This is a genomic window from Streptomyces sp. NRRL S-31 (assembly GCF_000718775.1).
GTDB lineage: Bacteria > Actinomycetota > Actinomycetes > Streptomycetales > Streptomycetaceae > Streptomyces.
On sequence record NZ_JOCB01000078.1, the window covers coordinates 1 to 24296 of the forward strand.

A 24296-nucleotide genomic window follows, 5' to 3' on the forward strand; every position below is an offset into this window, starting at 1 on the left:
GAGGTCGCCGGCCCCGGCTGGTCGCGGACGGGCGCGGGCGCGGGGCCCGCGTCCCGGGCCGGGGGCTCGTCCGCGGCCGGCGCCCCGAGGGGTGCCTGGTCCGGCCGGGCCGGGTCCGCCGGCTTGTCCAGGGAGACCCGGGGTATCCCGGACCGGTGACCGGCGGTCCGCTCCCCCGGTGTGGACTGCGGCACCTCGTCGGACATGGTGAAAGGCCCCCTCTGCTGGACGTCCCGTCATGCTACGGGCACGCCGGGACCGCGCGGCGCGGGGCCTACGATGAAGCCGCGCCACCGATCAGCCGATCACCGGCGCCCCGGCCGCGGACCGCGGACCGCGGGCGCCCTTCCCGGGGAGGACCCCTTGACCGACACCGCCGTACCCGCCACCGGCACCGCCGACCGCGATCTGCGCGCCTTCATCGCCGGACTGCCCAAGGCCGAACTGCACGTCCACCACGTCGGCTCCGCCTCCCCCCGCATCGTCTCCGAGCTGGCCGCCCGGCACCGCGACTCCAAGGTGCCCACCGACCCCGAGGCCCTGGCCGACTACTTCACCTTCACCGACTTCGCGCACTTCATCGAGGTCTACCTGTCGGTCGTGGACCTCATCCGCACCCCGGAGGACGTCCGGCTGCTCACCTACGAGGTGGCCCGCGACCTGGCCCGGCAGCAGGTGCGGTACGCCGAGCTGACCATCACCCCGTTCTCCTCCACCCGGCGCGGCATCGACGAGCGGGCCTTCATGGACGCGATCGAGGACGCCCGCAAGTCCGCCGAGGCCGAGTTCGGGACCGTACTGCGCTGGTGCTTCGACATCCCCGGCGAGGCCGGTCTGGAGGCGGCCGAGGTGACGGCGCGGCTGGCCACCGAGGACCGGGTCCGCCCGGAGGGCCTGGTGTCGTTCGGGCTCGGCGGGCCGGAGATCGGCGTACCCCGGCCGCAGTTCAAGCCGTACTTCGACCGGGCCATCGCCGCGGGCCTGCGCTCCGTCCCGCACGCCGGGGAGACGACCGGCCCGGAGACGGTGTGGGACGCGCTGACCGAACTGCGCGCCGAGCGCATCGGACACGGCACCAGCGCGGCGCGGGACCCGAAGCTGCTCGCCCACCTCGCCGAGCACCGCATCCCGCTGGAGGTGTGCCCGACCTCGAACATCGCCACCCGCGCGGTGCGCACCCTGGAGGAGCACCCGCTCAGGGAGTTCACCCGGGCCGGGGTGCTGGTGACGATCAACTCCGACGACCCGCCGATGTTCGGCACCGACCTGAACAACGAGTACGCGGTGGCCGCCCGCCTGCTGGAGCTGGACGAGCACGGTCTGGCCGGGCTCGCGAAGAACGCCGTCGAAGCCTCCTTCCTGGACGCGGCGGGCAAGGCGCGCATCGCCGGGGAGATCGACGCCTACACCGCCGCCTGGCTCGCCGGCTGAGCCCACGCGGCCCCGCGGACCCGGGGGAGCCGCCGCGGCGGCCACAATGGGGGCCATGCAGACCGTGACCGCCGTGGCCCACCGCGGCGACCCCTACCGCTTCCGTGAGAACACCCTCGACTCGCTGCGTTCCGCGCTCGGCCGGGGCGCGGACGCCGTCGAGATCGACGTACGGCTCACCCGCGACGGCGTGCCCGTGCTGCTGCACGACGAGAGCCCGCACCGGCTGTGGGGGGTGGACAGACCGCTGCGCGCGCTGTCCGCCGAGGAGTTGCGCGGGCTGACGGCCGGCGGTGTGCCGACGCTGGCGGAGGCCCTGGCCGCGACCGGGGAGAGCCGGGTGATGGTGGACCTGTGCGGTCCGGTCGGCCGCCGGACGGTGCAGCGGATCATGGACGTGGTCCGGCGGAGCGACGCCCGGGAGCGCGTCTACTACAGCGCGGGCGCCGAGGCGATGCTCGCCGTCCGCGCCGCCGACCCGGCCGCCGAGATCGCGCTGACCTGGACGAGCCTGGCCCCGCCCCGCCCCGCGCTGCTCGCCGCGATCCGTCCGCGCTGGCTCAACTACCGCTTCTCGCTGGTGAGCCGGGAGCTGGCCGCCCGCGTCCACCGGGACGGCTGCCTGCTCTCCGTGTGGACCCCGGACACCCGCCGCTCCATGGACCGCCTGCTGGACCTGGGCGTCGACTCCATCACGACGAACCGGATCGACGTCCTGCACGCCCTGCGCTCCCGGTAGCCGCCGAGGGCGGGGCGGCCGGGGAGCGGGAGCGCCGCGCCGCGGGCGCCCCGATGCGTGCCCGTAGGGGCGATCCCGTACAACGCCCCGAGCGGGAAGGCCCGTTGGTCGGGGACGAGCAAGGGTCGAAAGCCCTCCTCGGTGAGGATCCGGGCGGCGGCGCACCGCCGGAGGATGGTCACGCGACTTCACCCGATCCTCCCGAGGAGCCCGTCATGCGCCGTACCGCCCGCTCCGCCCTGGTGGCCGCCGGTCTCGTGGCCGCGCTGGCCGCCGGCCCGCTGGCGGCCGTGCCCGCGTTCGCCGCGTCCGTGCCCCCCGCGTCCACCGCGCCCCGCGCGTCCGCCGCCGAGGGGCCCGACGCCGAGGCCCTCGCCGCCGCGCTCTCCGGGCTGCCCGACCACGACGCCACCGCCGCGCTGCTCCGGGTCGGCGGCGACGGCACCTGGCGTGGGACGGCCGGGGTGCGGGACGTCCGTACCGGGGCGCCCGCCCTGGAGAACGCGCGGTTCCGGGCCGGGTCGGTGACGAAGGTGGTCACCGCGTCGATCGTGCTGCAACTGGCCGCGGAGGGCCGCGTCGACCTCGACGGCACCGTGCAGCACTATCTGCCGGGGCTGCTCACCGGGGACTTCGCACCGGTCACCGTGCGGCAGTTGCTGAACTACACCAGCGGCCTCCGGCCGGGGGCGTCGCTCGGTGACACGGTCGAGGACGGTTACGCCCACCGGTTCGAGACCCTGACGCCCCGTGAGGTGGTGGCGGCGGCCGTCGCGCAGGGCCCCGCGTACCCGCCGGGCACGCGGCAGACGTACGGCAACATCCACTACACGGTGCTCGGCATGCTCATCGAGAAGGTGACCGGCGACTCCTACGCGCACCAGGCGCGGGTGCGGGTCTTCCGGCCGCTGGGCATGCGGCACAGCTCGTTCCCGGCCGGGGCGGACCCCCGCGTCCACGGGCCGCACAACCGGGGTTACGACTGGATCGACGGCAGGCTGGTCGACGTCACCGACTGGAACATGACCGACCGTTTCGCGGCCGGCGACCTGATATCGACCACCGCCGACCTGGAGCGGCTGCTGGTCGGGGTGTTCCGCGGCCGGGTGGTGCCGGAGCCGCAGCTGAGGGAGATGTTCACCCTGCCGGACGTGCCCGGCGCGCGGTACGGGGCGGCGCTGGAGCGGTTCGAGGTCGACGGCAAGGTGATCTGGGGCAAGACCGGCTCGCGGCCGGGGTACGCCACGGCGATCGCGGCGACCTCGGACCTGTCCCGCACCCTGGTCTACTCGGTCAACTCCGCGGACGCCAAGGGTGACGGACTGGGCGTCGCCCAGCGCTTCGCGTTCCCCGCCTTCAACCGCTGACGTACGGCGGCGGGGCGCGGCTTCAGCGGGCCGGTACGGGGGCCGGGGGCACGGTCGGTGCGCCGAGCGCCTCCAGCCGCTTGATCTTCTTCCGTACGAGGTACAGGGGGACGATGCCGAAGACCCCGAACGCGATGTCGATCAGGCTCCACCAGAACGGGATGCCGCGGACGGGTCCGCAGACGAGGGCGAGCGGGATGATCCCGGCGCACGCGATCATCCCGAACTCGACGACCCAGACGTTGCGGACGGGGTCGCGGTACGGGCCGTGGAACGCGACCGCGATGACGAGGTGGGCGAAGGCCAGCCAGTCGGTGCCGTACAGGAGGAAGGGGTAGTCGGCGTCGGCGGTGTCCAGCCCCTCGCGCACCCGGGAGATCCACGCGGCCGGTCCGGGCAGGTGCTCCGGCACGGACAGCGCGCGCAACGCGCCCTCGGTCCAGCGCAGTTCGTGCACCAGCGGAAAGGCGGTGGCCCCGCTGAGGACGAGGCACACCACGAAGCAGACCAGCCAGACGCGGATGCCCTTGAGCAGGGCGGCTCTGTCGCTCATGACAGCAGCCTACGCCTGGAATTGAACATGTTCAAAACTGGTTCCAGTGCAGCACCCTCTCCCGTGGGATGCGCCGCGCCGGCCGGAAGTCGGTGCCGATGGTGTACGCGACGGGGAGGAGCGCCGCCTGCATCACGTCGTCGTACGGGATGCCGAGCACCCGGGCCGACTCCCGCTCGTCGACGAGGTTGCCGGTGGTCCAGCAGGTGCCGAGACCCCGGGCGCGGGCGGCGAGCATGAAGCTCCACACGGCGGGCAGGATGGAGCCCCAGGTACCGGCCTGGCGTAGCACGGGCGCGTCGTCGGTACGCCCTTCCACGCACGGGACGACGAGTGCCGGCACCTCGTGGAGGTGCGCGTACAGATGCGCGGCGCCGGAGTAGACCCGGTCCATCCGCGCCACGTCCGCCCGGCGCACGTCCCGCTGCGGCAGCGGGTCACTCGCGCCGGGCGTGCTCACCCCGGCCCGCCACACCTCGGCCAGGGCGGCCCGCCGATCCGGGTCGGTGACGACGACGAAGTGCCAGCGCTGCCGGTTGCGTCCGCTGGGCGCCTGGACGGCCAGGTCCACGCACTCCTCCAGCAGCCGTCGCGGCACCGGGCGGGTGAGGTCGAGACGGTGGCGGACGGCACGGGTGGTGGACAGGAGCTGGTCGGAAGTAAGCCCGAGAGTCATGCGTTGACCCTGGCGGGCGGTGCCGGCCGGTGCCAAGGCCCGGCTTTCACTGAGCGAAAACCGCGCGGGAAGTGTGGAGGAACGGATGGCCGAGAGCGTCGCCGGGCGGGTCTTCTCCGTGCTGGACGCGTTCGTGGACGCGCCCGGCACACTGCGCCTGACGGAGATCGCCCGCCGCACGGGGCTGCCCGTGCCGACCGCGCTGCGCCTGGTGCGGGAACTGGTGGCCTGGGGCGGGCTGGAGCGGGCGGCCGACGGTTCCTACCGCCTCGGGACCCGTGTCCGCACCCTCGGCGCCGCGGCCCCCTGCCCCCGCGGCCTGCTGAGCACAGCGCTGCCGGCCCTCACCGTCCTCACCGCGCGTACCGGCGGACACGCGGACGTGGCGATCCCGGCCGACGGCACGGCGCTGTGCCTGGTCACCGGCGAACGGCTCCCGCTGCACGCCACGGCGGCCGGCAAGGTGCTGCTGGCCCACGGCCTCGGCACCCCCCGGACCGACGGCGACCCCACCGGAACGGACACCGTCACCGGCACCGACTCCGGCAGCAGGACCGGCAGCGGCCGGGGCGTCGGCGTCCGGCACACGCCCTACACCGTCACCGCCCCGGGCGTGCTCGGCGCCCAGCTGGCCCGTGTCCGAGCGACCGGGCTGGCCGAGGCGCACGAGGAGTACCGCCTCGGCGAACTCTCTCTGGCCGCCCCCGTGTTCCGCGACGGCACCGCGCTGGGGGCGCTGTCGCTGACGGCGCCGACGGCCGCCCGCCCCGGCCGCCTGGCACCGGCCGTGCGCGAGGCGGCGGCGACGGTGAGCCGGGCACTGGCCGGCTGACGGGAGGCGCCGCGGCGCTAGAGGCCCGCGATCCGGTTCCACCGCTGGGCGAACTCCGGGCGTTCGCCGGGCGTGATGTCCCGGGCGACGGCCAGGCGGCGGCGCATGACGGGGTCCGGGAAGATCAGGGGGTTGTCGGCGAGGGCGGCGGTGTCCTTGTCCCGGGACGCGGCCAGGACCTCCCGCGCCGCCGGGACCGGGCAGACGTAGTTGACCCAGGCGGCGAGTTCCGCGGCGACCTCGGGTTCGTAGTAGTAGTCGATCAGCCGCTCGGCGTTGGCCTTGTGGCGGGCCCGGTTGGGGATCATCAGGGAGTCCGACCACAGCTCGGCGCCCTCCTCGGGGACGACGAAGCGGATGTCGGGGTTGTCCGCCTGGAGCTGGATGACGTCGCCGGAGTACGCCTGGCAGGCCAGGACGTCCCCGCTGACCAGGTCCTTGGTGTAGTCGTTGCCGGTGAAGCGGCGGATCTGGCCCCGGTGGACCTCCCGCTCGACCTGGTCGCAGACCTGGTGGAAGTCGCGCGCCGTCCAGCGGGTGATGTCCACGCCGTTGCCCTGCATCAGCAGCGCGAACGACTCGTCCAGGCCGGACAGCAGGGTCACGCGGCCCTTGAGGTCCTTCGCCCAGAGGTCCTTCACGTGCCGGATCTCCCGGCCGAGCTTGCGGTGGTTGTAGGCGATGCCGGTGATGCCCGACTGCCAGGGCACCGTGAAGCGGCGGCCCTTGTCGAAGGCGGGCGAGCGGAGCAGCGGGTCGAGGTTCTCGGCCACGTGCGGCTGGCGGGCGCGGTCCATCTCCTGGACCCAGCCGAGCCGTACGTACCGGGCGCACATCCAGTCGCTGATGACGATCAGGTCGCGGCCGGTGGGCTGGTGGTTCATCAGCGAGGGGCTGATCTTGCCGAAGAACTCGTCGTTGTCGTTGATCTCCTCGACGTAGTCGACGGAGATCCCGGTGCGCTTCTCGAACCCCTCCAGTGTGGGCCGCCGGTCGGGGCTGTCGTCGTCGGTGTCGATGTAGAGCGGCCAGTTGGCCCAGGTCAGCTTCTTGTCGGCCGCGGACTCGTCGGCGGCGGCCCGGTCGCCGGGCTTGACGTAGGCGGCGGGCACCCCGCAGCCGGCCAGGGCGCCGAACGCGGCGGTGCCGCCGAGGGCGGCCAGGAAGGAGCGGCGGGACGGCGCGGAGGCGGGGGAGGAAGTCTGGGGCACCCCGGAAGGATGCCGCTCCACCGGCCGCCGGGACAATCGACGCTGCGTCGAGCGGACCGCCGACGCTCCGACACCTTGTCGATCACCGGCCGGGGCGGACGCGGAGCGGCCCGGACAGGAGGGTGTCCTGTCCGGGCCGCTCCGGGCGGGCACGGCGATCAGCCGTCCAGCGAGGTCATGACGTGCTTGATGCGGGTGTAGTCCTCGAAGCCGTAACCCGACAGGTCCTTGCCGTAGCCGGACTTCTTGAAGCCGCCGTGCGGCATCTCGGCGACCAGCGGGATGTGGGTGTTGATCCACACGCAGCCGAAGTCGAGCTTCTTGGACATGCGCATCGCGCGGGCGTGGTCCTTGGTCCACACCGAGGACGCCAGGGCGTACTCGACGCCGTTGGCGTACGCGACGGCCTGGTCCTCGTCGGTGAAGGTCTGCACGGTGATGACCGGGCCGAAGACCTCGTTCTGGACGATCTCGTCGTCCTGCTTCAGGCCGGAGACGACGGTCGGGGCGTAGAAGTAGCCCTTGTCGCCTACCTGGTGGCCGCCCGCCTCGACCTTGGCGTGGTCCGGGAGGCGGTCGATGAAGCCGGAGACCTGCTTGAGCTGGTTGGGGTTGTTCAGCGGGCCGAAGAGCACGTCGTCGTCGTCCGGCTGTCCGGTCTTCGTCTCGGCCGCCGCCTTGGCGAGCGCGGCCACGAACTCGTCGTGGATGGACTCGTGGACGAGGACGCGGGTCGCGGCCGTACAGTCCTGGCCGGCGTTGAAGAAGCCCGCGACGGAGATGTCCTCGACGGCCTTGGCGATGTCGGTGTCCTCGAAGACGACGACCGGGGCCTTGCCGCCCAGCTCCAGGTGGACGCGCTTGACGTCCTTGGAGGCGGACTCGGCGACCGAGATGCCCGCGCGGACGGAACCGGTGATGGAGGCCATCGCCGGGACCGGGTGCTCGACCATGGCACGGCCGGTGTCGCGGTCGCCGCAGATGACGTTGAAGACGCCCTTGGGGAGGATCGAGCCGATGATCTCGGCGATCAGCACGGTGGAGGCGGGGGTGGTGTCCGAGGGCTTCAGGACGACCGTGTTGCCCGCCGCGATGGCCGGGGCGAACTTCCACACCGCCATCATCATGGGGTAGTTCCAGGGGGCGACCTGGGCGCAGACGCCGACCGGCTCGCGGCGGACGATCGAGGTCATCCCGTCCATGTACTCGCCGGCGCTGCGCCCCTCCAGCATCCGGGCCGCGCCCGCGAAGAAGCGGATCTGGTCGACCATCGGCGGGATCTCCTCGGAGCGGGTCATCCCGACCGGCTTGCCCGTGTTCTCCACCTCGGCCGCGATCAGCTCCTCGGCGCGCTCCTCGAACGCGTCGGCGATCTTCAGGAGGGCCTTCTGCCGCTCGGCCGGCGTGGTGTCGCGCCAGCCGGGGAAGGCGCGGGCGGCGGCCTCCATGGCGGCGTCCACGTCCGCCTGCCCCGACAGCGGCGCCGTGGCGTACGCCTCGCCCGTCGCGGGGTTGACCACCTCGGTGGTCCGTCCGTCGGCGGCGTCCCGGAACTCACCGTCGATGTAGTTGCGCAGACGACGCAGCTCGGTGCTCACTGCCGGCCTCCTGGTGTGGTTCTGGCTGTCCGATAGCTGAGACACCCACCCTAATCGCCGCACCGACGTTTTCAACACCCCCACCGCCATGCGATCTGCGAAATCCGCAAGGTGTAGTCCCTCAAACAACGGATTTCATCGCTTGGGCCTTGCAAAACTGTCGATACGTCGTGCAGAGTGAGGCCGTGGCCAGTCGAAGCGCAGACCAGAGGGACTCGTCCCGCGAGTCCAGGAACGGCGGCAGTCCCCAGCTGGACGCCGTCTCCCTCGCCATCATCCAGCAGCTCCAGGAGGACGGCCGCCGGCCGTACGCCGCGATCGGCAAGGCCGTCGGCCTGTCCGAGGCGGCCGTGCGCCAGCGCGTGCAGAAGCTGCTGGACCAGGGCGTGATGCAGATCGTCGCCGTCACGGACCCGCTGACCGTGGGCTTCCGCAGGCAAGCGATGGTCGGGATCAACGTCGAGGGCGATGTCGAGTCGATCGCGGACGCGCTGACCGCCATGTCGGAAGTCGAGTACGTGGTGATGGCCGCGGGCTCGTTCGACATCCTCGCCGAGATCGTCTGCGAGGACGACGACCATCTGCTGGACGTCATCAACAAACGCATCCGGGCGCTGCCCGGGGTGCGCTCCACCGAGAGTTTCGTCTACCTGAAGCTCAAGAAGCAGACCTACATGTGGGGAACCCGATAACCGTGAGGACCCGATAACCGTGAGCACCAAGGACCTCAGCCGCACCGCGTACGACCACCTGTGGATGCACTTCACCCGCATGTCCTCGTACGAGAACGCGCCCGTGCCGACCATCGTCCGTGGTGAGGGCACCTACATCTACGACGACAAGGGCAAGCGCTACCTGGACGGTCTCGCGGGTCTGTTCGTGGTCCAGGCCGGTCACGGCCGCACGGAACTCGCCGAGACCGCCTTCAAGCAGGCCCAGGAGCTGGCCTTCTTCCCGGTGTGGTCGTACGCCCACCCCAAGGCCGTCGAGCTGGCCGAGCGCCTCGCCGACCACGCCCCGGGCGACCTGAACAAGGTCTTCTTCACCACCGGCGGCGGCGAGGCCGTGGAGACCGCCTGGAAGCTCGCCAAGCAGTACTTCAAGCTGGTCGGCAAGCCCACCAAGCACAAGGTCATCTCCCGTGCGGTCGCCTACCACGGCACCCCGCAGGGCGCCCTGTCCATCACCGGCCTGCCGGCCCTGAAGGCTCCCTTCGAGCCGCTGGTGCCGGGCGCGCACAAGGTGCCGAACACCAACATCTACCGCGCCCCGATCCACGGTGACGACCCGGTCGCGTTCGGCCGCTGGGCCGCCGACCAGATCGAGCAGCAGATCCTCTTCGAGGGCCCGGACACCGTCGCCGCGGTCTTCCTGGAGCCGGTGCAGAACGCCGGCGGCTGCTTCCCGCCGCCGCCCGGGTACTTCCAGCGGGTCCGCGAGATCTGCGACAAGTACGACGTGCTGCTCGTGTCGGACGAGGTCATCTGCGCCTTCGGCCGCCTGGGCACGATGTTCGCCTGCGACAAGTTCGGCTACGTCCCGGACATGATCACCTGCGCCAAGGGCATGACCTCGGGCTACTCCCCGATCGGCGCCTGCATCGTCTCCGACCGGATCGCCGAGCCGTTCTACAAGGGCGACAACACCTTCCTGCACGGCTACACCTTCGGCGGTCACCCGGTGTCGGCCGCGGTGGGCCTCGCCAACCTCGACCTGTTCGAGCGCGAGAACCTCAACCAGCACGTGCTGGACAACGAGGGCGCCTTCCTCCAGACCCTCCAGAAGCTGCACGACCTGCCGATCGTCGGCGACGTCCGCGGCAACGGCTTCTTCTACGGCATCGAGCTGGTGAAGGACAAGAACACCAAGGAGTCCTTCAACGACGAGGAGACCGAGCGCGTCCTGTACGGCTTCCTCTCCAAGGCGCTGTTCGACAACGGCCTGTACTGCCGTGCCGACGACCGCGGCGACCCGGTCGTCCAGCTCGCCCCGCCGCTGATCTCCAACCAGGAGACCTTCGACGAGATCGAGCAGATCCTGCGGGCCACCCTCACGGAGGCGTGGACCAAGCTCTGATCATCCGACCGGATGACCGACGCGGCCCCGGCGCCGTCCGTTCGAGTGAGAACGGCGGCCCGGGGCCGCGTGCTGTCCGGGCTCCCGTCCGGGACCTGCCTAGCGTTCCAGTGACCGACCGGCCCCGCCTTCGTTCCCCCGGACGGGGGAACAGGCACGGGAAAACGGACCAGAACCGAGGTGTACGCCCATGGAGGCCCCGCCGGACAACGACGTGCTCTGGGCACGCTCCCTGCACTTCACCCACCGCGACGGCTCCCCCGGTCTCGCCGGGGTCTCGCTCGGCGTACGGGAGGGCGAGATCCTCGCCGTCAGCGGGCCGCGCGGCAGCGGCAAGACCACCCTGCTGCGCTGTCTGTCGGGCGTGGTGCCGGTGGGCGGCGGCGAGGTGTGGTTCAACAGCTCCCCCGTCCACACCCTCGGCCCGATGGCCCGCGAGCGGCTGCGCCGGGACCGCTTCGGCTGGATCGACCCCGAGCCGGTCCTGGTCCCCGAGCTGAACGTCTGGGAGAACGCCGCGCTCCCGCTGATGCTGCGCGGCGCCGGCCGCCGCCACGCCAAGGTGGCCGCGCTGGAGTGGCTGGAGCGGCTGGACGTCGGCGACAAGGCCCGCTGCCGTCCGGGCCGGCTGCGGCACGCCGAGCGGCAGCGCGTCGCCATCGCCCGCGCGCTCGCCCCCGGGCCCGCCGTGCTCTTCGCCGACGAGCCCACGGCGCCGCTGCACCGCGCCGACCGCAACCACGTGCTGCGCACCCTGACCTCGGCCGCCCGCTCGCACGGCATCACGGTCGTCCTGGCCACGCACGACCCCGACACCGCCGCCCTCGCCGACCGTTCGGTGGCCATGCTGGACGGGCGGCGCGTGCACACCGTGCACCTGCCGGACGCCCCCGACGCGGAAGGCCGGGCCGCGTGCTCGCTCTCCGTCTGACCCGCGCCGCCCGTCCCGCCGTCCAGCTGCGCCGCCTGCTGGTGGCCGGGGCCTCGGCGGGCACCGGCTTCCTGCTGCTGTCCAGCCTCGGCTACGCCCTGCACCACCCGGAGGCCCCGGACGCCGCCGCGCTGCACCTGGCCTGGTGCGCGGTGCCGCTCGCCGCCACGGTGCACCTCGCGCTCGCGGTCGCCCGCACCGACCCCGGCACCCGGCCGCGCCCCGGCCTGTCCGCCGTCGGCCTCGGCCCGGCCCGCCTGATGGCCGTCTCCGCGCTGACGACGGCCCTGTCCTGCACCCTGGGCTCCCTGCTCGCCCTGCTCGTCTTCCTCCACCTCCGCGGCGACCTGCGGGGCCTGCCGTTCGACGGCGCGGCGGCGGACTTCCTGGCGGCGGACCTGCCGCTGCCGGCCCCGGCGGCGCTGACCCTGCTGGCCCTGCTCCCGGCCACGGCGACGGCGACGGTGGCCCTGGCCCTGCGCCCCCGGGACCCCCGCCCGGTGTCCCGGGGCCCCCGGGTGTCCGGCCGCTTCGGGACGTTCGGCGGCACGCCGGCCCGGGAGACGTTCGGGGCGTACGGCCGGTTCGGCGCCCGCTCCGGCGGCCGGAGCGGGCGGAAGGCCACCGCCGGCGCCGAGGGGCGGCCCGGCCGGCGCCCGGCGGGCGGTGGCGGCGCCGCCACGACCGCCGTCCAGGCGGAGGACGGCGCGAACGCCCCCGAGCCACCGGTCCCGGACGCCGTCCCCGCCGCACTCGACCCCGCCCGGACCCCCGTGGGCCTCCCCTGGGGGATCGCCCTCGTCACCGCGGGCCTCGCGGCACAGGCCTACGCCGGCCGCCCCGCCACCGTCCCCGCCCCCGCGGTGCTCCTCGGCTGGCTCCTCACCGGCACCGGCCTCGTGCTGGCCGCCCCCGGCCTCGTCCACCTGTGCGGACTGCTCCTCCAGTGCACCCGGCCGGGCGCGCTCCGGCTGCTGGCCGGGCGGGTCCTGATGACGGAGGCCGGCCGGATCGGCCGCCCCCTCGGCGTGGTCTGCGCGGTGGCGTGCGCCGGTTACGCCATGACCGTCCTGCACCACGGTCCGGCCTCCGCCTTCGGCCCGCTCTCCGCCGTCGGCGCGCTCGTCGTCGCCGGCTCCGCCGTCGCCACCCTGCTGACGGCGGCGGTGGAGGCCCGCCAGTGCCGGGCCGGCACCACGGCCGCGCTGCTCCGCCTCGGCGCGCCCGCCACCGTGCTGCGCGGGGCCGCCGCCCTCCGCGCGGCGGCCCTGCTGGCCCTGTTCGGCCCGCTCACGCTGGGGATCGCCGCGCTGTCGGCCCTGCCCCTGGCGCGCTGACCGCCGGCCGGGACAGGCCGGCCGGACCGCGCCGGAAAAAAGATCGTCCGCCGCCGATGAGTTCGGGGCGGGCCGCCGGTCCACCCCTCGAACGCGAACCACCGCGCACCACCCCGACGGGAGAGGCCCGCATGTACCAGCAGATGATCTTCGTGAACCTGCCCGTGAACGACCTCGACGCCTCGAAGAAGTTCTTCACGGAAATCGGCTACACGATCAACCCGCAGTTCAGCGACGAGAAGGCGGCCTCCGTGGTGATCAGCGACACCATCGTCGCGATGCTGCTGACGAAGCCGTTCTACGCGACGTTCACCAAGAAGGAGATCGCGGACGCGAGGATCACCAGCGAGGTGCTGGTCTGTCTGAGCGCCGAGAGCCGGCAGCAGGTGGACGAGCTGGTCGACAAGGCGATCGCGGCCGGCGGCACGGCGAGCGGCGAGACCCAGGACCACGGCTTCATGTACGGCCGCGCCTTCGACGACCTCGACGGCCACACCTGGGAGGTCATATGGATGGACCCGGCGGCCGTCCAGGGCTGATCGTCACGGCTCGAACGTCCGTGCCAGCATGGGCGGGTGCATCCGACACCCGCCCAGCCGCACCGCGCCGCCCACGACCGCGAGATAGAGTCGCTCGCCGAGTTCGACGAGGTGGTCGCCGAGCACGGCTCGCTCGCCCGGTTCCGCGTCCAGGCCGTGGACCTGACCGGCCGCACCGCCGACCTGCTCCGCCTCGACACGACCGGCGCCGTCTTCCTCGGCTGCCCGATGGACGCCGAGGCCGCCGCCCACGTCCGGTCGGCCGGGGCGCTCGTGTTCCCGCCGGTCCCCGGGCTCCCCTTCGATCCGTACCGCGGATTCGTCTACACCCCCGACGAGTTGTTCGAGTCCCTGGACGAGGGGTACGAGAGGACACCGGACGCCCTGGCCTACGCCTGGTTCCGGCGGACGAAGGACGACGGTGACGTCTTCGCCTCGATGCTGCGCGCGATCCACGACGACTCCGTCTCCGACGCGCTGGACGAACTCCTGGTCGGCGCGCGGGTGGTGGGCGTCATGGGCGGCCACGCGACGGCCCGCGGAAGCGCCGACTACGCCGGCGCCGCCCGGCTCGGCCGCGAGCTGACCCGCGCCGGTTTCACCGTCGCCACCGGCGGCGGGCCGGGGGCGATGGAGGCGGCCAACCTCGGCGCGTACGCCGCCCCGTTCACCGGCGAGATGCTCCAGGACGCGCTCCGGCTGCTCGCCAAGGCGCCCTCGTTCCGGCCGTCCGTCACGGACTGGGCGCGGGCCGCGTTCGAGGTGCGCGAACGCTGGCCGGGCGGCGGGGCGTCGGTGGGCGTCCCCACCTGGTTCTACGGCCACGAGCCGCCGAACGCCTTCGCCGCGCACTGCGCCAAGTACTTCGCCAACGCCACCCGCGAGGACGGCCTGCTGGCCCGCTCCACCGCCGGGGTGGTGTTCCTGCCGGGCGCCGCCGGGACCGTACAGGAGATCTTCGACAACGCGACGCCCAACTACTACGAGTCGCGCGGTGAGCCGGCCCCCATGGTGCTGGTGGGCGTCGAGCACTGGACGCGGGAGCTGCCCGCCTGGCCGCTGCTCCGGTCGCTGGCGCGGGGACGGGGGATGGAGTCCCGTATCGCCCTCGTTGACCGGATCGAGCAGGCCCCGGAGGCGTTGAAACGTCTCGGCGGTTAATGAGCGGGCAAAGTCAACGACCGTGTGGCGGCACCTGCGTTGACACTTCTTATGGAGCGCTTATAAACCTGTGAGCCTCCCGGGGGTGCTGGGGCCTGGCCTGACGCGTCGCCCCAACTCCCCCTCCACCCCCCGCGATTGCACTCTGTAAAGGACAAACGTTGTCCATCACTCGCCGTAGCGTACGCCGTTCCGCGGCCGTTCTGGGCCTGGCCTCCGGATCGGCGGCCCTGGTGCTCGGCCTGGCCGGCTCCGCCCTCGCGTGCGACATCAAGGACTTCTCCGCCGAAGCCAAGTGCGACGGCGACCAGGGCGTCATCGTCGTCACCGACACGGACGCCTCCGCCGAGGACGCCACCGTCACCATATTCCTCAAGGGCGCCGGCGGCGTCGAGACGAGGGTCGGCGAGCAGCCGGTCACCGGGTCGAAGGCGGGCACCTCGATCACCTTCACCGAGGACTGGAAGCCGAACGCCACCTACCGGGTCCACGTCAAGGCCGGCCAGGCCGTCGACGAGGACGTCCGGCCCGACCTGGTGACCCCGGCCACCGCCTGCGCGACCGGGAGCCCGACCCCGACCGCCACGACACCTTCCTCGTCCGCGTCCCCCGTCCCGTCCGCGTCCACGCCGGCCCCGGCCGAGCCGGTGACCCCGGTCCCGTCGGCCTCCGCATCGAGCCCCGCTCCGGCGGGCGGCGCGGACAACGCGCCGTCCCCGGCGGCCGGTGACTCCGGCCTCGCCGAGACCGGCGCCGACTCCCACACCGGCCTGATCGCCGGGCTCGCGGCGGCCCTGGTCGTCGTCGGCGGCGGCGCCGTCTGGTTCGGCATGCGCCGCCGCGGCGCCGACCGCGACGGCTGAGCCCGGGCGCCCTACCGCGCCGCGGCCCGTCCCCCTGTCCCCAGGGGACGGGCCGCGGTCACGCCCGGCCCGCGCGTGTCAGCCGAACGTGGCCCGCTCCAGCCGGAACTCCGGCAACTCCCGGTCGCCCAGGACCTCCAGGCCGGGGCCGTCCAGCGGCAGCCGACGGCAGAAGGCGAGCAGCACCCGGGTGAGCGGACCCCGCAGGGCGGCCGTGGTCTTCTCGTGCCCACGCCGCCGGCGCACTCCGTCCGCGCCCGGTTCGACCAGTCCGCCGGGACGCGCTCCGCCGGGATGTTCTCCCGCGCCCGGGCACGCACCAGGGCGTCCACCCGGCGCAGGGCGCCGCCCACATGCCGTACGAGGTCCTCCAGCGACCGGTCGGGGCAGGTCGGCACGGTCGCCGACAGGTCGGCGCCGGAGGCCACCACGTCCCTCAACTGCCCGATCCGGTGGGCGATTTCGTCACAGCAGCGGTCATGTGTGAGCACGGACATGACCTCACCCCAGGGTGCCCGCCCCGTCCAGTACCGCGATCTCCGCCGCGTCGAACTCCACGCCGACCGGGGCGCCGGGCTCCGGCGCGTCCCGGAGCGCGCAGGCCGCCTCCAGCCGCGGGGCGTCCGCCGGCTGGAGGTGGACGGCCACATGGGTGCCCTTGAAGGTGCGGGCGGTCACCGTGCAGGGCAGTCCCCGGTCGGCCGGCACGAGACGGACCCCGGCCGGACGGACGAGGACCGTGCGGTCGCCCTGCGCGGAGCCGTCGGGCACGGGCAGCTTGCCCCACGGGCTGTCGGCGGCGGTGCCGGCGACGGTCGCCGGGGCCACGTTCCGGAAGCCGAGGAAGCGGGCCACGAACGCGTCGGCGGGCCGCTGCCACACCTCGACCGGTGTCCCGGACTGCGCGATCCGCCCGTCCCGCATCACCACCACCCGGTCGGCCAGCGCGAACGCCTCGCCCTGGTCGTGGGTGACGGCGAGCACGGTCGTACCGAGCCGGCCGAACAGCTCCCGCAGCTCGACCACGAGCCGTTCGCGCAGCGAGCGGTCGAGCTGGCCGAGTGGTTCGTCCAGCATCAGCAGGCGGGGCCGGGGCGCGAGCGCCCGGGCGAGGGCCACCCTCTGCTGTTCGCCGCCGGACAGGGAGGTCACCGCCCGCCGGGCGGCCCCCGGCAGACCGACCAGTTCCAGCAGCCGACCCACCTCGCCTTCCCGTTCCGCCCGGCCGACTCCGTGCATGCGCGGCCCGAACGCCACGTTGGCGCCGACGTCGCGCTGCGGGAAGAGCTGGTGGTCCTGGAACATCAGGCCGACGTCGCGCCGGTGCGCGGGCACCCCCGCCTGGTCGCGGCCGTCCAGCAGCACCCGTCCGGAGGCCGGCGGCTGGAGTCCCGCGACCACGCGCAGCAGCGTCGACTTGCCGCTCCCGCTGGGTCCGAGGACGCACACCACCTCGTGCTCGGCGACGTCGAGACCGACCGTGTCGAGCACGGTCCGCCCGCCGAGGCGCACGGTCGCGGCCTGAAGGCTCAACAGCATCTAGAACTCCCCCGTCCGGTCGGTGCGCAGCCGCTCCAGGACGAGCAGCGCGGCGGCGCACACCACCATCAGAATGGTCGAAAGGGCCATCGCCTGGCCGTAGTTGAGCTCGCCGGGGCGGCTGAGCAGCCGGGCCACGGCGACCGGGAGCGTGGGGTTGTCGGGCCGGGCGATGAACACGGTCGCCCCGAACTCGCCGAGCGACACGGCGAACGCGAAGCCGGCGGCGACCAGCAGCGCCCGCCGCACCAGCGGCAGGTCCACCTCCCGCCACACCCGCCAGGGCGACGCCCCGAGGACGGCCGCCGCCTCCCTGAGCCGGGTGTCCACCGCGCGCAGCACCGGCAGCATGGTCCGTACCACGAAGGGGGCGCCGACCAGTGCCTGGGCGAGCGGCACCAGGATCCAGGACTGGCGCAGGTCCAGCGGCGGTCTGTCGAGGGCGATCAGGAAGCCGAAGCCGACGGTCACGGCGGACACGCCGAGCGGCAGCATCAGCAGCGCGTCGAAGCCCCGCACCAGCCGTCCGGCGTCCCGGCGGGCCAGCGCCGCCGCGGCCAGGCCGCCGATCACCACGGCGATGGCGGTGGCGGCGACGGCGTACTCCAGCGAGGTCCACACGGCGTGCACCGGCGCCACGAGGAACGTACCGCCGTCGGAGTCCGCCAGCGCCCGGTAGTAGCCGAGGCCGGGCGCGTCGAGGGAGCGGCGGACCAGGACGCCGAGCGGCAGCACCAGGAGCAGGGCGATGGTGCCGAGGACCACGGCGAGCAGCGTCCACTGGCCGGCGCCGCGCGGCCGGCGCGCGGTCGTCCCGGCGTCGACCAGGCGCAGCGCGGTCTCCCGCCGCCGTACGGTCCAGGCGTGCACGGCGAGGATCGCGCCGACCGCCGCGAACTGGACGAGGGTGAGCACGGCGGCCGCGGACAGGTCGAAGACCTCGGAGGTCTGCCGGTAGATCTCCACCTCGATGGTGGAGAAGGCGGGCCCGCCGAGAATCTGCACCACCCCGAAGGAGGTGAAGGTGAACAGGAAGACCATCAGGGCGGCGGCGGCCACGGCGGGCGCGAGCGCGGGCAGGGTGACCTGGCGCCAGGCGGTCGCCGGGGAGGCGCCGAGCATCCGCGCGGCCTCCTCCTGACGGGGGTCGAGCTGGGCCCACAGCCCGCCGACCGTGCGGACGACGACCGCGTAGTTGAAGAAGACATGGGCCAGCAGGATCGCCCACACGGTGGTGTCCAGCCGCACCCCCCACAGCTCGTCCAGCAGTCCGCCCCGGCCGACGAGCGCCAGGAAGGCGCTGCCGGCGACGACGGTCGGCAGCACGAACGGAACGGTGACGACGGCCCGCAGCACCTGTTTGCCGGGAAAGTCGAGGCGGGCGAAGACATAGGCGGCGGGCAGGGCGAGCAGCAGGGTGAGCGCGGTGGAGGCGAGCGCCTGCCAGGTGGTGAACCACAGCACGTGCCGGATGTCCGGCTGCGTGACGACGTCCGCGATCCGCCCGAACCGCCAGGCGCCGTCGGTCCGCAGCCCGCGCGTGACGATCGCGGCCACGGGCCAGGCGAAGAACACCGCGAAGAACGCGACGGGCAGGGCCATCAGCCCGAGCCGCGTCGCGTTCCCGCGCCGGGCGCCGGTCACTTCAGTACGAGTGACGTCCACGACTTGACCCACTGGTCGCGGTTGGCGGCGATCTTCTCGGGCGCCATGGTCTCGGGGTCCTTGGCGGCCGGGCCGTACTGCGTGAACTCGGCGGGCACGGCGGCACCCTTCACGACCGGGTACACGAACATGTTGAGCGGCATGTCCTGCTGGAACTCCTTGGTGAGCAGGAAGTCGATGAACGCCTTGCCGCCCTCGGCGTTCCGCGCGTTGCTCAGCAGCCCGGCGAACTCGGTCTGCCGGAAGCAGGTGCCGGTGGCCACACCGGTCGGGGCGGTGGCGGGCCGCTTCTTGGCGTAGATCACCTCGGCGGGCGGGGAGGAGGCGTACGACACCACGAGCGGCCGGTCCCCGCCGGCCTTCCTGCCCTCGGAGGAGCCGGAGAACTCCTGGTAGTAGGCCTGCTCCCAGCCGTCGACGACCTTGACGCCGTTGGCCTTGAGCTTCTTCCAGTAGTCCGGCCAGCCGCCCGCACGCTCGAACTTCGCGGCGCTGCCGAGCAGGAAGCCGAGGCCCGGCGAGGAGGTGGCCGCGTTCTCGGTGACGAGCAGGTTCTTGTAGCGCGGATCGGCGAGGTCTGCGAAGGTCTGCGGCGGGGTCAGCTTGTGCTCGGAGAACCAGGACTTGTCGTAGTTGACGCAGATGTCGCCGTAGTCGACGGGCGTGACCCGGTGCTTCGACGGGTCGAGCCGGTGGGAGGCGTCGACCTGGTCGAGTCCCTTGGCGGCGTACGGCTGGAACAGCCCGTTGTCGAGGGCCCGGGACAGCAGGGTGTTGTCGACGCCGAAGAACACGTCGCCCTGCGGGTTGCCCTTGGTGAGGATGGCCTTGTTGACGGCCTGTCCGGCGTCGCCGTCCTTCAGGACCCTGACCTTGTACCCGGACCGCTTCTCGAAGTCCTTGAGGACGTTCTTCGAGACGGCCCACGAGTCGTGGCTGACGAGGGTCACCGTCTTGGTGTCAGCGGAGTCCTTGGCGTCGGACGATCCGCACCCGGTCAGCGCGGGCAGGGCGAGCAGGCCGAGTCCCGCCGCGACGGCCACGAGGGTCTTGTTGTGCACTGGTTGTCCTCCTGGGTGGGCCAGGAAGAGACGCGGCCCTGCGCGGGCTCCGCGGACGGAACCCGGGCAGGGCGCAACAGCTTGAGTGATGACCGAACTTCCTACCCAGAATGACCTGGGCGAGGTTCAGAGGGTCTGCGGCCCGATCGCCGCACTCTCAGCGCTGTGGCGCTCCCCTGTCGGAATATGAAGATATGTGGACGTGGCCAGATTACCGCTCGGTGGCCGCGAGCTGACCACAGGCTCCGTCGATCTCCTGACCACGGGTGTCCCGGACCGTGACGGGCACCCCGTGCGCGGCGATGGCCTCGACGAACGCCTTCTCGTCCTCCGGCCGCGACGCGGTCCACTTCGACCCGGGCGTCGGGTTCAGCGGGATCAGGTTGACGTGCACCGGCTTGCCCCTGAGCAACCGGCCGAGCCGGTCGCCGCGCCACGCCTGGTCGTTGATGTCCCGGATCAGCGCGTACTCGATGGACAGCCGGCGCCCGCTCTTCTCGGCGTACTCCAGTCCGGCGTCCAGCACCTCGCGCACCTTCCACCGCGTGTTCACGGGGACCAGGGTGTCGCGCAGTTCGTCGTCGGGGGCGTGCAGGGAGATCGCCAGGCGGCACTTGAAGCCCTCGTCGGCGAACCGGTGGATGGCCGGCACCAGTCCGACGGTCGACACGGTGATCCCGCGCTGCGAGAGCCCGAGTCCGTCCGGGGCGGGGTCGGTGAGCGCCCGGATGGCCCCGACGACCCGCTTGTAGTTGGCGAGCGGTTCGCCCATCCCCATGAAGACGATGTTGGACAGCCGCGCCGGACCGCCCGGCACCTCCCCGTCCCGGAGCGCCCGCATGCCGTCCACGATCTGGTGGACGATCTCGGCGGTCGACAGGTTCCGGTCCAGACCCGCCTGGCCGGTGGCGCAGAACGGGCAGTTCATGCCGCAGCCCGCCTGCGAGCTGATGCACATGGTGACCCGGTCCGGGTACCGCATCAGCACGGACTCCACGAGGGTCCCGTCGAACAGCCGCCACAGCGTCTTGCGGGTGGTCCCCTGGTCCGTGGACAGGTGGCGGACGACGGTCATCAGCTCCGGGAAGAGCGCTTCCTGGAGCTTGGCACGCGAACCGGCGGGGATGTCGGTCCACTGCTCCGGGTCGTGCGCGTACCGCGCGAAGTAGTGCTGCGAGAGCTGCTTGGCACGGAACGGCTTCTCCCCGGCCTCGGCCACCGCGTCCTTGCGTTCGGCGGGCGAGAGATCGGCGAGGTGCCGCGGCGGCTTCTTGGCTCCGCGCGGGGCGACGAAAGTGAGTTCTCCGGGCTTGGGCATGGTGGTACCAGTGTCGCAGATCCAATCGGGTGACCCGGGATGTCGCTCCGGACGCCGGTCTCGGGTGCTCCCTCGGGGGCGGGGAGAGAGCGGGCTGGCAAAGCCGGGGAGCGGAAGACGGGCCCGTCGGCGCCGACCGGGCTCACCAGGTCACCGGCAGTGTCCGCGGGCCGCGGAGCAGGCCCCGGCGCTGGAACTCGACCTCCCCGGGGGGTACGGCGAGACGGATGCCGGGGAAGCGGGCGAGGACGGAGCCGATCATGACCTCGGCCTCCATGCGGGCCATGACGGCGGCCGGGCAGTGGTGCGGGCCGTGGCCGAAGGCCAGGTGGGCGGTGTGCTCCCGGTCGAAGTCGAGGCGGTCGGGGTCGGGGAACGCCTCCGGGTCGCGGTTGGCGGCCAGGTAGGCGTTGTAGACCACGTCACCGGCGCGGATCAGCCGGCCGCCGACCTCGACGTCCTCGACGGCGACCCGGGGGATGCCGACGCCGTTGCGGTGCGGGACGTAGCGGAACAGTTCCTCCACGGCGCGGGGCAGCAGTTCCGGCTCGCGGCGCAGCCGGTCCAACCGCTCGGGGTGGGTGAGCAGCGCGTACATCATCGAACCGCTGTTGTTGCGGACCGCGTGCCCGCCGCTGACCTGGACGGCGATCGCCAGGGAGACCGCCTCGTCGTCGGTGATCCGGCCCGTGGCGGCGGCCCGCGCCAGCACCCCGGCCAGGTCGTCGCGGGGCTCCGCGCGGCGGCTCAGGAGCAGTTCCACGATCCGGGCGCGGGTGGCCCCGGCGACCTTCCGGGCACTGCTGTCGGCGGACTCGGCGCCCGCCGACAGCAGGGCCTGACCGGACGCGGCCCAGTGCCGCCAGTCCTCCTCGTCCACCCCGAGGAAGTCGCGGAGCACGGCGAGCGGGAACGGGCCGTGCAGGTGTGTCATGAGGTCGGCCGGTGCCCCGGCGCGCGCCATGGCGTCCAGCAGCCCGGCGGCCCGGCGTTCCGCGAGCGGACGCAGGCGCCGCATGCTCCGCCCGGTGAAGGCTTGGGCGACGACCCGGCGCAGCAGGGTGTGCCGGGGCGGGTCGATGTACTGGAGACCGGCCGTCTGCGAGGCGACCGGCACCGGGCGCATGGTGGTCACGTCCCGGCCGACGACCCGGGCCCGGGAGAAGCGCGGGTCGGAGGTGACGCGGCGGACGTCCGCGTACCGCGTCACCAGCCAGGCGTGTCCCTCGCCGTACGGCAGCTCGATCCGGGTGACGGGCTCCTCGCGCAGCACCTCGTCCAGGAACGGGTCGGGGTCGAGCGCGGGCAGGTCGTCGACGGGCCAGAACCGCACCTCCGGGAGGGGCGGGGCCGGGGCCGGGGCCGATATCGGTGCCGGGGGCGGGTCGAGGGGCATTCGGGCACACTCCCTGCTGCATGGCCGGGGGCGGGCGGCGGGGACGCGCCGTCCTGCCAGGGAGTCTGCGGCCCGCGCGCCCGCCGGGCGACTTCTGCTACGGCATCCGGAGCCCGGTGGAATGACGACGGGCCTCCTTCCCGCGCGCGGGAAGGAGGCCCGGAAGCCGTACGGCACGCGGCTCACGCCGAGCCGACGAACACCACCATCAGCAGCCACACCACCGGGGCCGTCGGCAGCAGGGAGTCCAGCCGGTCCATGATGCCGCCGTGACCGGGGAGCAAGGTGCCCATGTCCTTGATGCCCAGGTCCCGCTTGATCATGGACTCGCCGAGGTCGCCCAGCGTGGCGCTGGCCGCGACCGCCAGGCCCAGCAGCAGACCCTGCCACCAGACGCCGTCGTCGATCAGGAACTGCATGCACAGCGCGCCCGCCACCATCGCGAACGTCACCGCGCCGAACAGGCCCTCGCGGGTCTTGCCGGGGCTGATGCGCGGGGCGAGCTTGTGCTTGCCGAAGCGCCAGCCGACCGCGTAGGCGCCGGTGTCGCTGACGACCGTCAGCAGCAGGAAGGTCAGCACCCGCCAGGGGCCGTCGTCGGCGGTGAGCAGCAGCGCGACGAACGTGGCGAGGAAGGGGACGTAGAACGCGGCGAAGACGCCGGCGGTGACGTCCTTGAGGTAGTCCTCGGGCGGTTCCGTCATCCGCCAGACCAGGACGGCCAGGGCGGTGAGGGCCATGGCGACCCACGCGCCCTCGGCGCCCCGCACGTACCCGGTGACGACCATGGCCGCGCCGCCGACCGCGAGCGGCACGAGCGGCGCCTTGATGCCCTTGCGCTCCTGGAGCCTGCTCGTCAGCTCCCACAGCCCGACGACGACGGCGAGCGCTATCACGCCGATGAACACGGCCTTGACGATGAACAGGGACGCGACGATCACCACACCGAGCCCGACGCCGACCCCTATGGCCGCGCTCAGGTCACGGCCCGCGCTCTTCTTCTGCGGTGCCGGCGGCGTCTGCGGGACGTCGGGCATGGGCTCCGGGTTCTGGGTCTCGGCCGGGAGTTCCCGGGCCTGGAACGTCTCGTCACGGAACAGGGGGCCGCTCAGCCGAGCGGTCCCCCGGCCCGCGTCCTGGTGGTCCTGCTCTCCGCCGTAGACGGGGCCGTCGGGCACGATGGGCATGGGGCGAGTCTGCTGCGCCTGAGGCGCATCGTACGCGGGACCCGCCGGGGCAGCCCCCTGGACAGGTCCACCCGCGGTGGACCCCCAGTAGCCGGCCTGCCCCGCCGATGGCGGCGCCCCCCAGGAAGAGTCGCTCATCAGACTTCGAGCAGCTCCGCTTCCTTGTGCTTCAGGAGCTCGTCCACCTGCGCGACGTACTTCGCCGTCAGGTCGTCCAGCTCCTTCTCCGCACGGCGGCCCTCGTCCTCGCCGGTCTCGCCGTCCTTGATCATCTTGTCGATGGCGTCCTTGGCCTTGCGGCGCACGGAGCGGATCGACACCTTCGCGTCCTCGCCCTTGCCCTTGGCGACCTTGATGTACTCGCGGCGGCGCTCCTCGGTCAGCTCGGGGAACACCACCCGGATGATGTTGCCGTCGTTGCTGGGGTTGACGCCCAGGTCGGAGTCGCGGATCGCCTGCTCGATGTTGCGCAGCGCGGTCTTGTCGAACGGGGTCACGACCGCCATCCGCGGCTCCGGTACGGAGAACGAGGCCAGCTGGTTGATCGGCGTCGGGGCACCGTAGTAGTCGGCCACGATCTTGTTGAACATCGCGGGGTGCGCACGGCCGGTGCGGATCGCGGCGAAGTCCTCCTTGGCGACCACGACGGCCTTCTCCATCTTCTCCTCGGCTTCGAGGAGGGTCTCTTCGATCACCACTTGCTCCTGCGTGTCTTGAGTAAGGCCCGGCTGCGGTTCCTTGCGGGGCGGCGGCCGGCTGCGTCGCGTCTTCTTCCTGCACGGTTCCCGACCGGCAGGACATTGTCCATCCCCCGGC

Annotated in this window: 21 protein-coding genes, 3 pseudogenes and 1 riboswitch; of the genes and pseudogenes, 11 read left to right on the forward strand and 13 right to left on the reverse strand. The window is 72.9% G+C overall.

Annotated features, from left to right (window positions below; translation table 11 throughout):
- Positions 1-206, reverse strand: a pseudogene (locus IF37_RS39750) (hypothetical protein); the annotation flags it as partial.
- 18 nt (positions 207-224) lie between these two features.
- On the opposite strand from IF37_RS39750, the pseudogene IF37_RS0127225 reads away from it, so the two are divergent.
- The 3 genes and pseudogenes from IF37_RS0127225 (at position 225) to IF37_RS0127235 (ending at position 3537) form a co-directional block, all read left to right on the forward strand.
- Positions 225-1431 (forward strand): annotated as a pseudogene (locus tag IF37_RS0127225) (adenosine deaminase).
- A gap of 55 nt (positions 1432-1486) precedes the next feature.
- Positions 1487-2170 carry a glycerophosphodiester phosphodiesterase gene (locus tag IF37_RS0127230; protein WP_079165900.1) on the forward strand — a complete coding sequence of 228 codons (684 nt, stop codon included), beginning with the start codon at positions 1487-1489 and terminating at the stop codon, positions 2168-2170.
- 215 nt (positions 2171-2385) lie between these two features.
- Entirely contained in the window at positions 2386-3537 is a 1152-nt protein-coding gene (locus IF37_RS0127235; RefSeq protein WP_030747939.1) for a serine hydrolase, read from the forward strand.
- 22 nt (positions 3538-3559) lie between these two features.
- Here the strand turns inward: IF37_RS0127235 and IF37_RS0127240 are convergent, their stop codons facing one another.
- Together IF37_RS0127240 and IF37_RS0127245 are read right to left on the reverse strand one after the other, a co-directional pair.
- The gene (locus IF37_RS0127240) at positions 3560-4090 is read right to left on the reverse strand and encodes a hypothetical protein (protein ID WP_030747941.1); all 531 of its coding nucleotides are present in this window, start codon (positions 4088-4090) and stop codon (positions 3560-3562) included.
- Between the two features lie 31 nt (positions 4091-4121).
- The gene (locus IF37_RS0127245; RefSeq protein WP_030747943.1) at positions 4122-4766 is read right to left on the reverse strand and encodes a nitroreductase family protein; all 645 of its coding nucleotides are present in this window, start codon (positions 4764-4766) and stop codon (positions 4122-4124) included.
- 85 nt (positions 4767-4851) lie between these two features.
- Between IF37_RS0127245 and IF37_RS0127250 the strand changes: the two genes are divergently transcribed.
- Positions 4852-5598: an IclR family transcriptional regulator gene (locus tag IF37_RS0127250; RefSeq protein WP_030747944.1), complete on the forward strand. Its 747-nt coding sequence runs from the start codon at positions 4852-4854 to the stop codon at positions 5596-5598.
- A 17-nt stretch (positions 5599-5615) separates the two neighbouring features.
- On the opposite strand, the gene IF37_RS0127255 is transcribed toward IF37_RS0127250, so the two are convergent.
- Complete coding sequence (locus tag IF37_RS0127255) at positions 5616-6809, reverse strand: extracellular solute-binding protein (protein WP_030747945.1); 1194 nt, start codon at positions 6807-6809, stop codon at positions 5616-5618.
- A 158-nt stretch (positions 6810-6967) separates the two neighbouring features.
- The gene (locus tag IF37_RS0127260) at positions 6968-8407 is read right to left on the reverse strand and encodes a gamma-aminobutyraldehyde dehydrogenase (protein WP_030747947.1); all 1440 of its coding nucleotides are present in this window, start codon (positions 8405-8407) and stop codon (positions 6968-6970) included.
- Between the two features lie 170 nt (positions 8408-8577).
- On the opposite strand from IF37_RS0127260, the gene IF37_RS0127265 reads away from it, so the two are divergent.
- The 7 genes from IF37_RS0127265 (at position 8578) to IF37_RS0127295 (ending at position 15314) form a co-directional block, all read left to right on the forward strand.
- Positions 8578-9099, forward strand: coding sequence for an Lrp/AsnC family transcriptional regulator (locus IF37_RS0127265; RefSeq protein WP_030747949.1), 522 nt, complete (start codon positions 8578-8580; stop codon positions 9097-9099).
- A 19-nt stretch (positions 9100-9118) separates the two neighbouring features.
- Positions 9119-10483, forward strand: coding sequence for an aspartate aminotransferase family protein (locus IF37_RS0127270; RefSeq protein WP_030747957.1), 1365 nt, complete (start codon positions 9119-9121; stop codon positions 10481-10483).
- A gap of 190 nt (positions 10484-10673) precedes the next feature.
- Complete coding sequence (locus tag IF37_RS0127275; protein WP_030747960.1) at positions 10674-11414, forward strand: ABC transporter ATP-binding protein; 741 nt, start codon at positions 10674-10676, stop codon at positions 11412-11414.
- A complete protein-coding gene (locus IF37_RS0127280; protein WP_030747962.1) occupies positions 11396-12751 on the forward strand; it encodes a hypothetical protein in 1356 nt (451 codons plus the stop codon). The genes IF37_RS0127275 and IF37_RS0127280 overlap by 19 nt, the downstream gene beginning before the upstream one ends.
- A 131-nt stretch (positions 12752-12882) precedes the next feature.
- Entirely contained in the window at positions 12883-13290 is a 408-nt protein-coding gene (locus IF37_RS0127285; RefSeq protein ID WP_030747965.1) for a VOC family protein, read from the forward strand.
- A 36-nt stretch (positions 13291-13326) separates the two neighbouring features.
- A complete protein-coding gene (locus IF37_RS0127290; RefSeq protein WP_030747967.1) occupies positions 13327-14451 on the forward strand; it encodes an LOG family protein in 1125 nt (374 codons plus the stop codon).
- Positions 14452-14612: 161 nt separating this feature from the next.
- Entirely contained in the window at positions 14613-15314 is a 702-nt protein-coding gene (locus tag IF37_RS0127295) for an LAETG motif-containing sortase-dependent surface protein (RefSeq protein ID WP_030747969.1), read from the forward strand.
- Positions 15315-15392: 78 nt separating this feature from the next.
- Here the strand turns inward: IF37_RS0127295 and IF37_RS42580 are convergent.
- The 8 genes and pseudogenes from IF37_RS42580 to frr all read right to left on the reverse strand — a co-directional run bounded on the left by IF37_RS42580 (position 15393) and on the right by frr (position 24175).
- Positions 15393-15811 (reverse strand): annotated as a pseudogene (locus IF37_RS42580) (maleylpyruvate isomerase N-terminal domain-containing protein).
- Positions 15812-15815: 4 nt separating this feature from the next.
- Positions 15816-16853 carry an ABC transporter ATP-binding protein gene (locus tag IF37_RS0127305; RefSeq protein WP_030747971.1) on the reverse strand — a complete coding sequence of 346 codons (1038 nt, stop codon included), beginning with the start codon at positions 16851-16853 and terminating at the stop codon, positions 15816-15818.
- Positions 16854-18455: an iron ABC transporter permease gene (locus tag IF37_RS0127310; RefSeq protein WP_030747974.1), complete on the reverse strand. Its 1602-nt coding sequence runs from the start codon at positions 18453-18455 to the stop codon at positions 16854-16856.
- Positions 18456-18493: 38 nt separating this feature from the next.
- On the reverse strand, positions 18494-19579 hold the full coding sequence (locus IF37_RS0127315) for a thiamine ABC transporter substrate binding subunit (protein WP_030747977.1): 1086 nt from the start codon (positions 19577-19579) through the stop codon (positions 18494-18496).
- Between the two features lie 80 nt (positions 19580-19659).
- Positions 19660-19767: riboswitch (TPP riboswitch) on the reverse strand.
- A gap of 23 nt (positions 19768-19790) precedes the next feature.
- Entirely contained in the window at positions 19791-20897 is a 1107-nt protein-coding gene (rlmN, locus tag IF37_RS0127320) for a 23S rRNA (adenine(2503)-C(2))-methyltransferase RlmN (protein WP_030747980.1), read from the reverse strand.
- A gap of 142 nt (positions 20898-21039) precedes the next feature.
- Positions 21040-22293 (reverse strand): cytochrome P450, encoded by a 1254-nt coding sequence (locus IF37_RS0127325; protein WP_030747983.1) that lies wholly within the window; start codon positions 22291-22293, stop codon positions 21040-21042.
- A gap of 182 nt (positions 22294-22475) precedes the next feature.
- Complete coding sequence (locus IF37_RS0127330; protein WP_079165901.1) at positions 22476-23618, reverse strand: phosphatidate cytidylyltransferase; 1143 nt, start codon at positions 23616-23618, stop codon at positions 22476-22478.
- Complete coding sequence (frr, locus tag IF37_RS0127335; protein ID WP_030747989.1) at positions 23618-24175, reverse strand: ribosome recycling factor; 558 nt, start codon at positions 24173-24175, stop codon at positions 23618-23620. Before frr ends, IF37_RS0127330 begins: the two co-directional genes overlap by 1 nt.
- Between the last annotated feature and the right edge of the window lie 121 nt (positions 24176-24296).